The sequence below is a fragment of the Christiangramia pacifica genome (genome assembly GCF_057221535.1).
Genome location: NZ_CM170146.1, coordinates 2,133,545 through 2,147,999, shown reverse-complemented (window position 1 = coordinate 2,147,999; position 14,455 = coordinate 2,133,545). Strand labels below are relative to the sequence as shown.

12 protein-coding genes are annotated in these 14,455 nt (G+C 38.0%); 4 read left to right on the top strand and 8 right to left on the bottom strand.

Annotation, left to right across the window (positions count from 1 at the left end):
• Nucleotides 1–47: 47 nt before the first annotated feature.
• The 7 genes from AC2S94_RS10030 to AC2S94_RS10000 all read right to left on the bottom strand — a co-directional run bounded on the left by AC2S94_RS10030 (nt 48) and on the right by AC2S94_RS10000 (nt 9,676).
• On the bottom strand, nt 48–1,637 hold the full coding sequence (locus AC2S94_RS10030) for a solute:sodium symporter family transporter (protein WP_484628465.1): 1,590 nt from the start codon (nt 1,635–1,637) through the stop codon (nt 48–50).
• A gap of 36 nt (nt 1,638–1,673) precedes the next feature.
• The gene (locus AC2S94_RS10025; RefSeq protein ID WP_484628464.1) at nt 1,674–2,672 is read right to left on the bottom strand and encodes an aldose epimerase family protein; all 999 of its coding nucleotides are present in this window, start codon (nt 2,670–2,672) and stop codon (nt 1,674–1,676) included.
• Between the two features lie 6 nt (nt 2,673–2,678).
• Complete coding sequence (locus AC2S94_RS10020; RefSeq protein WP_484628463.1) at nt 2,679–4,499, bottom strand: DUF885 domain-containing protein; 1,821 nt, start codon at nt 4,497–4,499, stop codon at nt 2,679–2,681.
• Between the two features lie 4 nt (nt 4,500–4,503).
• Nucleotides 4,504–6,363: a CocE/NonD family hydrolase gene (locus AC2S94_RS10015; protein WP_484628462.1), complete on the bottom strand. Its 1,860-nt coding sequence runs from the start codon at nt 6,361–6,363 to the stop codon at nt 4,504–4,506.
• Between the two features lie 109 nt (nt 6,364–6,472).
• The gene (gene tilS / locus AC2S94_RS10010; protein WP_484628461.1) at nt 6,473–7,786 is read right to left on the bottom strand and encodes a tRNA lysidine(34) synthetase TilS; all 1,314 of its coding nucleotides are present in this window, start codon (nt 7,784–7,786) and stop codon (nt 6,473–6,475) included.
• A gap of 60 nt (nt 7,787–7,846) precedes the next feature.
• Nucleotides 7,847–9,139 carry an aminodeoxychorismate synthase component I gene (pabB, locus tag AC2S94_RS10005; RefSeq protein ID WP_484628460.1) on the bottom strand — a complete coding sequence of 431 codons (1,293 nt, stop codon included), beginning with the start codon at nt 9,137–9,139 and terminating at the stop codon, nt 7,847–7,849.
• Nucleotides 9,140–9,676 (bottom strand): NADPH-dependent FMN reductase, encoded by a 537-nt coding sequence (locus AC2S94_RS10000; protein WP_484628459.1) that lies wholly within the window; start codon nt 9,674–9,676, stop codon nt 9,140–9,142.
• 102 nt (nt 9,677–9,778) lie between these two features.
• Between AC2S94_RS10000 and AC2S94_RS09995 the strand changes: the two genes are divergently transcribed.
• The 4 genes from AC2S94_RS09995 to AC2S94_RS09980 all read left to right on the top strand — a co-directional run bounded on the left by AC2S94_RS09995 (nt 9,779) and on the right by AC2S94_RS09980 (nt 13,525).
• The gene (locus tag AC2S94_RS09995) at nt 9,779–10,657 is read left to right on the top strand and encodes an aldose 1-epimerase family protein (protein WP_484628458.1); all 879 of its coding nucleotides are present in this window, start codon (nt 9,779–9,781) and stop codon (nt 10,655–10,657) included.
• A gap of 65 nt (nt 10,658–10,722) precedes the next feature.
• Entirely contained in the window at nt 10,723–11,559 is an 837-nt protein-coding gene (locus tag AC2S94_RS09990; RefSeq protein WP_484628457.1) for a hypothetical protein, read from the top strand.
• Nucleotides 11,560–11,623: 64 nt separating this feature from the next.
• Nucleotides 11,624–12,967 (top strand): DEAD/DEAH box helicase, encoded by a 1,344-nt coding sequence (locus AC2S94_RS09985; RefSeq protein ID WP_484628456.1) that lies wholly within the window; start codon nt 11,624–11,626, stop codon nt 12,965–12,967.
• A 153-nt stretch (nt 12,968–13,120) separates the two neighbouring features.
• Nucleotides 13,121–13,525, top strand: coding sequence for a DUF2846 domain-containing protein (locus AC2S94_RS09980; RefSeq protein WP_484628455.1), 405 nt, complete (start codon nt 13,121–13,123; stop codon nt 13,523–13,525).
• A gap of 299 nt (nt 13,526–13,824) precedes the next feature.
• Here AC2S94_RS09980 and AC2S94_RS09975 read toward each other — a convergent pair whose 3' ends face one another.
• Nucleotides 13,825–14,265: a hypothetical protein gene (locus AC2S94_RS09975; protein WP_484628454.1), complete on the bottom strand. Its 441-nt coding sequence runs from the start codon at nt 14,263–14,265 to the stop codon at nt 13,825–13,827.
• Nucleotides 14,266–14,455: the final 190 nt, after the last annotated feature.

The following is a 14,455-nucleotide window of genomic DNA, read 5'->3' as shown; positions in this document are numbered from 1 at the left end:
AAAGTCCGCTGTAATAAGCGGACTTTTTTTATGATTTCAGTTGAATTCTATTGTGCGAAATAAACGTAAACAAAGATCACTAATGCACAGATAATTAAACCTACCGGAAGTACATATTTCCATGGTTTGATATCAACTTGCTTGGTATGTTCCAGGATAAAGTCTGTCGCTCTCGGTTTTACTCTACCAATGATCCACATGATAGCTATATTCAATACAAAAAGAATCGCCATAACGTGAAGGTAATGCGGTAAGGAATCTTCGCCAACCACGAAATATTTTAATCCTAAATAAACCAGATATAATCCAACACCACTGAATAATGCAACTTTAGCCGCAATTGCAGGGATCTTTTTCGAAAGATATCCCACCACCACGATCGTTAAGATAGGAATACTATAACACCCGTTAACTTCCTGCAGATAACCGAATAGTCCTTGTGGAGCATTCGCGATTAGAGGTGCAATGAACATGGAAGCGATCGCGATAAATATCCCAAAAGTCTTTCCTTTTTTCACCACTTCCCTTTCAGAAGCTTCAGGATTGAAATGATGCTTGTAAATATCTATTCCGAAAAGCGTAACTGAAGAGTTTAACGCAGAGTTGAACGAACTTAGGATCGCCCCAAAAAGAACTGCTGCAAAGAACCCGACGAGAACTGGAGGCAGTACTTCATTTACCAACGCAGGATACGCCTGATCAGCATTTTCAAGATCTCCCTGGAACATGTGCCATGCGATAATACCAGGAAGCACTACGATTATCGGACCTAAAATTTTAATGAAAGCAGCAAGCATTAGACCTTTCTGACCTTCTTTCAGGTTTTTAGCAGCCAATGCTCTTTGAATAATGGCCTGGTTAGTTCCCCAATAGAATAACTGAACCAGCATCATTCCTGTAAATATTGTAGAAAAAGGAACTGAAGCATCAGGACCCCCAATAGAATCAAATTTTTCAGGATTGGAATCTACAAGCGTAGTTAAACCACTTAGCATGTCGCCATCTCCAATAGCCATCAAGCCAAATACAGGGATCATCAAACCACCGATTAGCAGTCCGATAGCGTTAATGGTATCAGATACTGCAACAGCCTTTAACCCTCCGAAGATCGCGTATATAGAGCCTATAATTCCAATTCCCCAAACACAGATCCATAAAGAAGTTGTTTCACTAACTCCAAGCATTTCCGGTACATCAAACATGGTGCTGATTGCCAAACTTCCAGAATACAATACGATTGGAAGGAAAATGATCATATAACCGGAAAGAAAAAGTCCGGAAACAATTGATTTTGTGGTTCTGTCAAAACGTTTTTCAAGGAATTGCGGAACAGTAGTCAACCCGCCTTTCAGGTAACGCGGGAGCAGAAATAAAGCGGTCACAACAATTGCGAGGGCCGCCAACGTTTCCCATGCCATTACCAAAATTCCTTCAGAGTAAGCAGATCCATTTAAACCAACAATCTGTTCCGTAGAGAGATTCGTTAATAAAACCGATCCTGCAATTACTCCTGCAGTTAAACTTCTTCCACCTAAAAAATAACCATCACTGGTGGTTTCATCTGTAGATCTGGTTGCAAAATAGGCTATTATGGCGACCAGGGCAGTAAAACCCACAAAGGATAGAATTCCAATCATAACGTTTTCTTAAATTTTCGGTTAAATATAGAATTATTATTTTACAGAAAAAGCAAATGTGATGTTGTTTTCGTACAATTCACCGGGCTTTAATAAACTGGAAGGAAAATTTCGAAAATTCGGCGCATCTGGATAGTTCTGAGCTTCCAGGGCAACAGCTGGAAATTTCCTATCAATTTCACTCAGGTAAGTCCAGGAATCAGGTAAAGTTTCAGGAGAATATACAACCACAACTGCCTGGTTACTGCTTAATTTCATCTTTATTCCGCTTAGAGGTGAAAAAAGTTGCGCCTGCACCTCATTTTCCATAACATCAAGAACATAGACATCGTCGAGTTCCCTGTTTCCAAGCAATTTATTTTCTCTGTAATCTCTTGGATTATCTCTCAGTTTAGTAAGATTTCCAGTAGGTAAATTCTTTTCATCAAGCTCCAGGATCTTGGAAGCATTCACACGCAAAAAGTGATCGCTAACACTTCCTCCGCCATTTAAATTGAAATAAGCATGATTCGTAAGATTAACGATGGTAGTTTTGTCTGTTTTGGCAGTATAAGAAATTTTGATCTCATCCTCTTCGGTAAGCGTATATCTCGCCTGTACATCTAACCTCCCGGGATAACCTTCTTCCAGGTTCTCACTGGTATAAGATAGAGTTACAGAAGGATTCTTACCTTCTTCAACCTTTTCTATTTCCCACAATTTATATTGAAAACCATATTCCCCGCCGTGTAAATGCACTCTTTCCTCTTGTTCATAAAGTTCATATTCCTCATCATCTATTTCAAATTTACCATCAGCTATTCTGCCGGCAAACCTACCTATAGTTGCTCCAAAACATTTATTCTCGTCCCTGTAATCCTGGGTTAAATATTCTTCAGATTCGCGCGGTCCCACCACTAGATCTATAAGATCATCTTCCTTATTCCTGAATTTAAAGCTGAATATGGCCGCGCCATAGTTCAGGATCTGCAACCTGCTTTTATTTGAATTTACCAGGTCTATAATTTTCAGATCTGATTTTTGGATCTCGCTCAAGCTTTTTTATTTTTTTGATTTAACCCATGAATCTACCTTAGACTCAAGTACAGTAAGAGGTAAGGCGCCATCGGTTAGAACAACATCATGAAATTCCCTGATATCAAATTCTTCTCCCAGTTCCTTTTTAGCTTTTTCTCTTAGATCTAAAATTTTATTCATTCCGATCTTATAAGCGGTAGCCTGCCCCGGCATTACAATATGCCTTTCCACCATTTTTACACAAGCGCTTTCCGCTGCCGGTGTGTTTTCTTTATAATAATCTATTCCTTCCTGCCTGGTCCATTTTTTAGCATGAATCCCAGTATCTACCACTAGCCTGCAGGATCTCCACAATTCCATAGCCAGTCTTCCAAAGTCTGAATACGGATCTTTATAAAAACCTATTTCCTTCGGAATATATTCGCTGTAAAGTCCCCAACCTTCAACATAAGCAGTATAGAAACTGAACTTTCTAAATTCAGGTATACTGTCCAGTTCCTGCGCGATAGCGATCTGCATATGATGCCCGGGAATTCCTTCGTGATAAGCAAGCGCTTCCATTTCATATTTCGGCATCGCTTTCATATCGTACAAATTCGCATAATAAGTTCCTGGTCGCGAACCATCAATGGCAGGTTGCTGATAGAAAGCTTTTCCAGCACTTTTTTCACGAAAAGGCTCTACGGCCTTCACTACAATATCAGCTTCAGGCATCGTATTAAACAGCTCGGGAAGGATATCTTTCATATTATTGATTATGCTTTTTGCTTCCTTCAAATATGTTGCTTTGCCTTCTTCAGTGTTTGGATAGTAGAATTGCTCATCTTTTTTCATGAATTCGAAAAAGTCTTCCAGCGTACCTTCAAACTCCACATCTTCCATGATCTTCTCCATTTCACCATGAATCCTCGCAACTTCGTTCAGGCCAATCTCGTGAATCTCATCTGCAGAAAGGTTTGTTGTAGTTACCCTTTTAAGAGCATTGTTATAGAACTCATCTCCTTTTGGGAATTTCCAGACACCTGCTTCCTCTGTAGCTCTTAATTGCTGGTTTTCAAGAAAATCAACCAGACTTTGATAAGCTGGCTGAACATGGTCTACCAAGGCAGTTTCCGCTTCGTTGATAAGCCCGGTTTTTTCTTCTTCCGAAATTTCAAGTTTATCGATCTTAGACCTAAAATCTTCCATTAGCGTACTCGCTTCAGCAGAATTGGTAAAAGGTTTCCCCTTGATTATGTTACGGGAAGCGTCTAAAGTTCTGTCAAAGACAAATTTCGGTGGAATGATGCCATTCTGTTCTCTAAGTTTTAATTGTTCAATGATATCGCTCATCACCTTCTCAAGGCCCACTAGTCTGGAAATATAAGCTTTCGCATCAGAAATTGAATCTACACGGTGCATATTGATCAAGAACGCAGGCAACTCTGCATGTAATCCATGCATCTGCTCTATAGGATAATCATAAAAGCGATAGTCATAATCTTCGATCTCGTTCTCCACCTGTCTTTTATACAGATCATAACTCAGCCTGGTATCTTCATCCAGCGCATCTTTATTCACTTTATCCAGGTAATCCAATCGTTTCCTGGCCTGTTCCAGGTCTTCCGCGTATTTCAGGTTAGAAAAATCGTCCCACTTGCCGTAGTCGGTTTTCATGCCCATACGGGTCTGCATCATCGGCGATTCCTTTATTTCCTTTTGAAATTCCTCTTCAAAATAATCATTCAATTCCTGGGAAGCAGTTTCCTTATCCCCGTCAGAATAATCAGAATCTTTATTTTCGTCGCCACAGGAAATTAGTGCAGCTCCAAACAGAATTAAAAAAATATTATTTCTAATGCTCATGTTTCTATTCTTCTAATACAGAAAATTTAATAGCTGAATCTCCATAAACAGTATGTGTTTGTTTCTGAAAATCTTCTTCTTTAGCTTCAAATATATTGTCTACATAGGTCTGCGGATTCCTGTCTATCAAAGGGAACCAGGTGCTTTGTATTTGCACCTGAAGTTTATGCCCTTTCTTGAAAGTATGGTTTACTCCCTGTAATTTGAGATTCACATCGGTCTTTTGGTTCGGTTCGAAAGCCTTTGGATCTTCAAAACTATCTCTAAATCTTCCTCGCATCACCTCACTTCTTACCATCATATGGTAATTACCCATTTTTAAATGCGGCATTGTTTCTTCATAATTTTCGGCATCCGGTGGATAAACGTCTATAACTTTCACCACCCAGTCTGCAGCAGTACCAGTAGTTGCAACTTTCAGCATTGCCTCAATTGGTCCGGCAATCTTCATATCTTCTTCCAGAACTTCAGTTTCAAAAACTAAAACATCAGGTCTTCTTGCAGCAAATCGCTGATCCCCGGTCATATACTCACGCGGAGTAAATACCATTTTGATCTCGTTGTTATAGGAAACCGGTTTTTCAGGATCACTCACAAATTCCTCAGCATTATCTGATGGCGATTCAGTTAATTTCTGATCGTCTCCCAGATACCAGGTTTTGGAAGTAAGGTTTTTTGGAGGCCATTCATTGTAATCGTTCCATTCCCTTGCCCCTGTATCATAAATATGAGCTTCAGCTAGCTTTACCATATCTTTCGTTTTCTTTTTCAGAAAATGATTGAAAAATTCAGTTTCATAATCTCTCTGAAAATGTGTAGAAATGCTGTCTCCAAAATAAACATTTCCTACCGCCTGTCTTCCAGACTCTCTAGCCCAATCGCCATGACTCCAGGGCCCAAAAACTATGCTGTTGTAGTTATCGCTGTTCTCTTCGATGTTCTTATATAAGGCAAAAGGACCGTACAGATCTTCTGCATCAAATAATCCACCTACAAACATTACTGCCGGCTTGATCTTAGTATTCTTAAAATGCTGAACAATTCCGCGTTTCTGCCAGAATTCATCATAATTAGGATGTTCCTTCAGCTGCTGCCAGAATTCATTGTCTTCTTTATAATATTTATCCAGGTTACTCAATGGACCATTGTCCAGGAAAAACTGATATTGATCTTCTGTTCCCAATTTCGGAAATTCATACCAGGCAGAATCGGTTGGTTTATCCTTTTGGTATCCAAAAAGAGCCGTAGCTCTCCAATAACTTAGAAGATAAGCACCGTTATGGTGGAAATCATCAAAAAAGAAATCTCCGATACTGGCTTGTGGAGATGCAGCTTTTAGTGCCGGATGACCACTTAAAAGTGAATAGGTCGCATAGAATCCAGGATAAGATATTCCCCAAGTTCCAACTTTTCCATTATTATTTTCTACATTTTTTACCAGCCATTCTATGGTATCGTAAGTATCACTGGCCTCATCTACTTCCTTCCCTTTTTTATTCGGAATATAGCCTCGCATATTATCGTATTTACCTTCGCTCATCCATCTTCCGCGAACATCCTGGTAAACAATGATATTACCTTCTTTCATCAAGATCTCATTCGGCCCTATTTTAGATCTGAATTGATCTTCCCCATAAGGCCTGGAACTGTAAGGAGTTCTCTGCATTAAAATTGGATATTCCGTGGAAGTATCCTTTGGAGAATAAATGGTGGTGTGCAATTTGACTCCATCGCGCATAGGAATATCAACTTCCATTTTGTTATAATGCTGCTTTACATCATATTCGGTTTCAGATTGTGCTACAACCGGAAAAGTTAAGAACAGAATTATAACTGTAAACAAGGGGATTCGAATGAATTTCATCAATAAGGTTTTAAATAAAGTTCCTAAAGATAGAAATTAGACATCTAAACCTAAAAGAAAAACGCTGATAATGCTTACTTCGAAAGGTTTCCGGGTGTTAAATGTGAATTTAGGTGATACAGATCTGTAAAATATCAGAATCTGATTTCTCTACCGCGAACCTGTTGTCTGTCCGGTGATTTATGATCCAGACGATTTCTTCTCCAGAACAGAGGATCCAGGTATGCTCTTTTTCAGGCAGGGAAAATTTCTCATCCTTGAAAAAATCGCTGAGCTTCTTTTTCCCCGTCATTCCGAAAGGATAGAAAAAATCACCCTTTTGCCATTTCCGAATGGTCAAAGGAAATTTCAATTTATTCTCCGGAACGTAGATACAGGAATTTGATAACTGCCCGATCCTGTCCACTTCACTAATATGAAAAGTCCCCATTCCCGGGATCATCACCAGCTCCTCGTCTTTACCCAGAACATATTCTTTCTTGCCCGTTTTGTCGTTATGTTCGGTTAAAAGAAGTTTTTTCCTGTCTTTGATAAGGCGATGGGTATCTGATAAGACCATTTTCCCCGTTTGCGCATCCATCAGGTTATAGACATCATTCCACTCAGTAAAACCGAAGGATTTTAAAAGCTGATATAAGATCTGATTTTGATTCGGAACTTTTTTAAGAAAATCAATATCTATAGTATAGCCGAAAGTATCCTTCTGTACCAATTTTGGATAAAGCAGACTCATGTAATCTTCAACGAGATCGAGACTTTCCTGCAAATGGGATTGCGTTTTACCAAAGCTATCCAGCAATTGAGGATTTAATTCTTCCATGATCGGCACTATCTGATGCCTGATCTTGTTTCTCACGTATTTATCCGAAGAATTGCTGCTGTCTTCCCGCCATTTATAATTATTTTCCCTGGCGAAATTTTCAATTTCAGAACGTGTATACGGCAGAAGTGGCCTAACAATATCATTCCTTTCTTTTTTTATCCCGGTTAGACCTTCAGGACCGGTTCCTCTAATCAAATTAATTAGAAAGGTTTCAAGATTATCGTTGGCATGATGGGCAGTAAGCGTATAATCAAACTGAACTGAACTGCTTAATTCTGCAAACCATTCATAACGAAGATCACGTGCGGCCATTTGTACAGAGATACCATGATTTTCAGCGAAAGCAAGCGTATCAAAACTTTCGGTGAAAACTTCAACATTTAGAGAATCTGCAAGATCTACCACAAATTTCTCGTCACCATCACTTTCCTCGCCACGAAGGTTGAAATTGCAATGTGCAATAGAAAAATCAAGTTTGGCTGAATGACATAAATGTGCAAGGACAACGCTATCTACGCCGCCGCTAACCGCCACAAGTAATTTTCCCCCACAGAGATAAGGATAGTCGGTTTTTACCAGATTTTTGAATGATTTTTCCATGGTTACTCAAATATACAAAGCTGAAATCAAAATTCTTTTCCGGAAACTGAACTAAATTCCTTACAAATTGGTAAGTACTTCGCGCATAGCCTTTGCCTTTAAAAGGCATTCCTCGTATTCTTTTTCAGGATTTGATTTAGAAGTGATTGCACCGCCAACCGAAAATGAAAGGTATTTATTATCAGCATTATAAAGGATACTTCTAATCACTACATTAAAATCGAAATCACCCTCTGGAGTAAAATAACCCACGGCGCCGCTGTAAAGCCCGCGTTTAGATTCTTCCAGTTCTTCGATGATTTTCATAGCAGAAATCTTTGGGGCTCCGGTCATACTTCCCATGGGAAAACTGGTTCGCAAAGCTTCCACCGGCGGAATATCATCTGCGATCTTCGCTGTAACACTTGAAACCAGTTGGTGCACTTGTTTAAAAGAATAAACCTTGCACAATTCATCAACCTGAACACTTCCCTTTTTCGCAATCCTGGAAAGGTCATTGCGAACCAGATCCACGATCATTACATTTTCAGATTGTTCCTTGGGATCATTCGCTAATTCCTCGGCGATCTTATTATCTTCCTCGGTATTTTCGGCCCTACGAGCTGTCCCTTTAATAGGCTGAGATAAAAGCTGATCTCCTTTCTTCTTAAGATATCTTTCCGGAGAAGCCGAAATAAGATTAAAATTTTCGAGTTTCAAGTAGGCCGCAAACGGCGGAGAAGAAATCTCATTCAAAGATCTGTAAATATCAAAGGAATCAATCGCTACATTTTCAGCATAATATTCCTGGCAGAAGTTTGCCTCATAAATATCTCCGCGATGAATATGATTCAGCATCAAACCGATCTTTTCAAGGTATTGCTCTTTTGAAATTCTGGCTTCTACCTTTACCGGAGCATGTTCCGACCCGGTTTCAGGTTCCTTTGTCTGAATATCTTGAAAATCATGGTCTATCTCATCGTCTACCATTCGTAGATAATGAAATTCCACCTGATCATCCTTTATAAAAATGATCTTTTGAGGCTGAAAAAAATAAAGATCAGGAAAATGGAGACCGTCAAAATTTGATGATTTCAAACGCTCCGCATCGTTTTTAAGATCATAGCTTAAATATCCAAAGATCCAGTCGGCAGTAGTTTCCTGGTATTCTTTCAGTTTATCAAAAGCAGCAACATGATCGGTTTTGATCGCCGTAAATGCTTCAACTGCCAGTATTGCCTCATATTCGCCTGTTTTCGAATCATATTCATTGCTATCCAACCAGGCAATTTCCTGAAATTGCCGGCTCCACGATAATAATCGTTCTTTAAATTCTTGAGTTTCCCTTACAGAAAAGACTTTGGAAATGCGCACTTATTCTTCAATTTGATGCGCAAAGGTAGTAACCACATCTTCAATTCCCATATCCAGTACCTCGTTTGTAACCCTTCCATTCTCAAAATTATCTTTAAAAGATGGTAAACTGAAACTTTCGATGACCTCACCGCCAAACCTTCCGAAGATATCTTTGGTGTATTCCAGGGATGACTTAGCTCCTCTTTTTCCCGGTGATGTACTAATCAATAAAATCTTCTTGCCTTCCAGAAAATTTTTATTTACCCTCGAAAGCCAGTCGATAATATTTTTAAAAAAAGCCGACGGACCTCCATTATGCTCATTTACCGCTATTACGAGAGCATCACTTTCCTCGATCAGGTTTTTAATAATCGTAGCATTAATAGGCATTCCTTTATCATTTTCAATATCAATACTATAAATTGGAAGAGGATATTCAGTTAAATTGACATTTTTAATCTCGTGATTACCTATCCTATTTACAACATTATCAAGCAATTGCTGATTGATAGAAGTACTGCTATTTGAGCCGGTGAAGGCAAGTATTTTCTTCATTTAATTCAATTTTTTTTAAAAATACCGAAAAATTGCCGGCTTACTGTTTAATATTTTCTCCGCTCTAAGCGGTTTTGTAACTTTATTCAAAAATTAGCTGTTTTGAAAAGACATTCAATTGAGAACGAATTTCTGAAGATTTCGGTAAAAGAGACGGGTGCAGAACTTTGTAGTATCTTAAATAAGGAAAATAATAAAGAATATATCTGGCAGGCAGATCCATCAGTCTGGGGAAGCCATGCTCCAAACCTTTTCCCGATTATCGGAGTTTTAAAAAACGGAAAATATTTCTTTGATGGAAAAGAATATTCCATTCCTAAACACGGCTTCATTCGCCATAATGAAAATATCAGGCTTAAAGAGAAATCAGAAAATCAACTTGTTTTCGAGCTATTGTATTCCGATGAAACTCTAGAAATGTATCCATTTAAATTCGATTTCAGAATAGCTTTTACTATCGATGGAAAAAACCTGGAAGTGAGTCATCATATTATAAACCTTGATGAAAAGTCCATTTATTTTTCCTTGGGAGGTCATCCGGCTTTTAATATTCAACATTTTGAAAATGAAGAAATTGATGACTATTTCCTACAATTTGATCGAAAATTAGATCTAAAAACTCACATTTTGAATAATGATGGCCTGGTAAGTTCCGAAAATAAGGAGATCCTTAAGAATGAAGATACGTTAAAGCTGACCGAAAATATCTTCGATGACGATGCCCTGATTTTTAAAAATATCAGTTCAAAAAAAGTAGCGCTCGTAAGCAAAAACCACGGAAAAATACTCTCTGTGAGTTACCCAGGTTTTAAAAATCTTGGCATCTGGGCCAAACCAGGAGCCTCTTATGTCTGCATCGAACCATGGCTGGGAATTGCAGATATCGAAGATACCAACCAAAATCTAACAGATAAGGAAGGTATTGAAGTTTTAGATGAGGGCGAAGAAATAAACCATTTCTACAAAATCCAGATCGAATAAAACAAATTTGTAATACTCTTATATCCAGTTTTTTATTATTTTCATAGTTATTAAAAAGTCTTACTATGAAAAATCTAACTTTAATTTTCGGATTATTATTACTCTTTGTTACTTCAATTTCCCAGGCACAGGAAGATATTGTGCATATGTTGAACGGTGATGAAAAAAAGGGAAAAGTTACCGCGGTAAAAAGTGACGCGATTAGTTTTGTCTATTCAGGCGAAGACCTTGAATATGAGTTAAAGAAAGAAGAGATCCATAAGATTGATTTTGCCAGTGGAAGAACAGAAGTCTATAACCAGGTTCAGAATAGTTCATCTCAAATAAGTTCAACTGCAACTACAGCTGCTGCAGATAGAAAAAATAAGATAGCCGTGCTACCCTTTAAAGTTGTATCTAATAATGCTGGCTTAACTACGGAAGGTATGATGGAAGAAATACAGGATGCTACAGCAAGTTCTATCAGGAAAAATACCAGCCAGGTAATTTTGCAGGATCCTGCAGAAACGAATGCCATATTGTATGAAAATAATATTGGTGAAGCTGAAGCCAGCAAAATGAGGCCGGCAGAATTAGCTCAGCTTCTAGGAGTTGAATTTATCGTAATAGGTGCTGCCAACATCGATTATACCGGATCCAACACCTATGGTAGCAGCACGACCACTTATAAAGACAAAAAAGAAAAAGATCGGGATTCCCGAAAATCTTCAGGAAAAGAGAGCACTTATACATCCAGCAGTTCTACAGAAAACTATAGCACGAATATCAACCTGAAAATTTTTAATGATCAGGGAAGCAGTGTTTACAGTGTAGACAGGACAGGTTTAGGAACTAACTTAAACAAATATGAGACTACTATTAGTTACCTGATAAAAAGATCTCCCTGGGGAAGTAAAAGGTAATTTGAGTGTCTTGCAGGTTGTAAGTTTTTAATGCGCTACCTTTGCAAAAATTAAACCTTACACTTTGAGTTTTCAGGACCTAAATTTAAATACCCCTTTACGCAATGCCCTGGAAGATCTGAATCTTCAGACTCCTACACCTATCCAGGAACAGGCATTTTCATCAATCATGTCCGGAAGAGATGTGGTTGGTATCGCCCAAACCGGTACGGGAAAAACCTTTGCCTATTTATTGCCATTGTTGAGAATGCTGAAATATTCTGAACAAAAGAATCCGCGTATTCTAATTATGGTTCCAACGAGGGAACTGGTAGTACAGGTAGTTGAAGAAATCGAAAAGCTAGCAAAATATATCAACCTAAGAGTTGCAGGGGTATATGGTGGCGTAAATATAAATACACAACATCAGGATCTTATGCAGGGACTGGATATTGTTGTTGCCACTCCAAGAAGACTCTATGATCTGGTTTTAAGAAGAGCCGTTCAGCTAAAGTCCATTCAGAAATTTGTGATAGATGAAGTGGATGTTATGCTGGACCTCGGATTTAAATTCCAGGTGAACAATATTATCGAATTGCTTCCGCCGAACAGGCAAAGTATTATGTTTTCAGCCACGATGACTGAAACGGTTGAAGAAATGATAGACGCTAATTTTAAAGCTCCGGAAAAGATTTCTGTAGCTGTAAGCGGTACCCCACTTGAAAATATTGATCAGCGTGGTTATAAGATCCCAAACTTTTATACCAAAGCAAACCTTCTAAAACATCTACTTTCTGATGCTGAAGAATATCATAAGGTCCTCATCTTCATTGGCGACAAGCGAATCGCAGATAGATTATATGAAAATCTAGGTGAAGAATTTCCGGGAGAAACCAGCTTGGTACACACCGGGAAAAGTCAGAATTACCGACTTAAAAGTGTAACTGATTTTGATGAAGGACTATCCCGGATACTTATAGCTACCGATGTTATGGCCCGCGGATTGGATATTGAAAATGTATCGCACGTGGTAAACTTTGACACACCGCTATATCCTGAAAACTACATGCACAGGATTGGTAGAACCGGTCGTGCCGAGAAGAAAGGCCAATCATTATTATTCACTACAGAGGCAGAACAAGGTTACCTGGAGGATATCGAATCTTTGATGAATATGAAAGTTTCTCAACAAGATCTTCCTGAAGCTGTAAAAATTTCCAAAGAATTGATCCCCGAAGAAAGACCTAGAGCTATTGAGATCAACAATCCTAATAAAGTTGTGGATGAGGCCGGACCTGCTTTTCACGAAAAAAAGGATAAAAACAAAAAAGTAAATTTAGGTGGATCCTACCGAAGAGAGATCGCCAAAAAATATAAAAAGCCAAAGACACGTGGCGACAAGAATGCCAATAGGAGAAGAAAGAAATAATCAAGGAGCGCAATTGCGCTCTTTTTTTTTAGGATGCTATTATCACTATCCTTAACGAGTTCCTGGATTTCTAAAATTTTAATTATTTATCATTCTATCAAATAATTGATAATCAATTTTTTAGTAAATTCAACTATCCAAAAATTTAACTCCATGAAAAAAATTCAAATAATAGTCGTTTGTCTATTCTTTTCGATCTCAATCTACTCACAGGATAAAACTGCTGAAGTATATATTATCAGAGATACAAAATCAATGGGATCGCTAACAAATTTTAAGGTTTTCATTGATGATGAACTTATTTGTGAACTGAAAAATAAAAATTATCTACTTACCAGTTTAACACCAGGTGTTCACAAATTTTCAGTTCAGATGACCGGTAAAAAATCAAAAGCAAATGTTGATCATTTTGAACTGGAGTTAAAGGCTGATGAAAAATATTATTTACAGGCAGAAACTCCATCCTCGGTTATGGGTTCAAGTCAATTTACAGAAATAACAAAAAATTCTGCTGATAGAATGATTCCTAAACTGGATAAACAAGAAGATTGCGATTAAAAAGCAATTTAAAATGCTTTTGATACAAATTTTAGGGGATCTTTCGGTTTGTTGTCAATAGCAGAATAGGATTGAAAGAAAAAAAGGAGCGCAATTGCGCTCCTTCCATTTTTATAGGATTTAACTTCTGTTCTTTCTCTTTGCTGCTTTCGCTGCTCTTTTTTCTTTTAAGCTCAACACCGGTTCTTTCTTAGCCGAATTCTTAGAAGGCGATTTTTCTTTTGCCATGATTTCTATTATTAGAATTAACTTCTAAATGTAGTGAATCTTTGAATTGCTTTGAATTAAATTTTAATTGTTCAGTTTTTGATTGATGAAAGTCTGTCTAGTTCGGCATTGCGGATCCAATTCAGAATAAATGTGGACATTCTGCCGATTAAAAAAGTGAATCCTCCAAACAATGGAGCTAGTAAGGTTACTTTTAAACCGGCTGCGAAAAGCGATGGACTGATGTCTCCAAGCGCCTCAAAAGCATCAAATATCTGGATGAGCCCGATGAATTGAGCGAATAAACCAATTACCAGGGCGATTAATGAAACCTGGTTGATCAAAGAAATAGATTTATGAAAAACATGGCTAGGAGATTTCAATTTTAAAGCGGTGCGAACGGTGAGAAATAACATCAGGAAGAAAGCGATCAAGATCAAGGACATCGCGAGCGGCCCACCTTCGTAGATCCTGGCGAGTAACTGATCAAAAAAAACCTGCTGCTGAAAAAAGAATAAAATGAAAACGTACATGTTTTTTAAATTATTGATTAACGAAAACAAATCTATAAGATAGCATCCATGTTATTATAACAATGAGACGAATTACAGGTTTTGAACCCGATTCTACAATGGAGTTGAATTCCATAATTATTAGTATATCTCTTCTGTCATCTGCCTGCGAAAACTTGTTATTTATCGCAAATATTTTCAGAATTGGGAA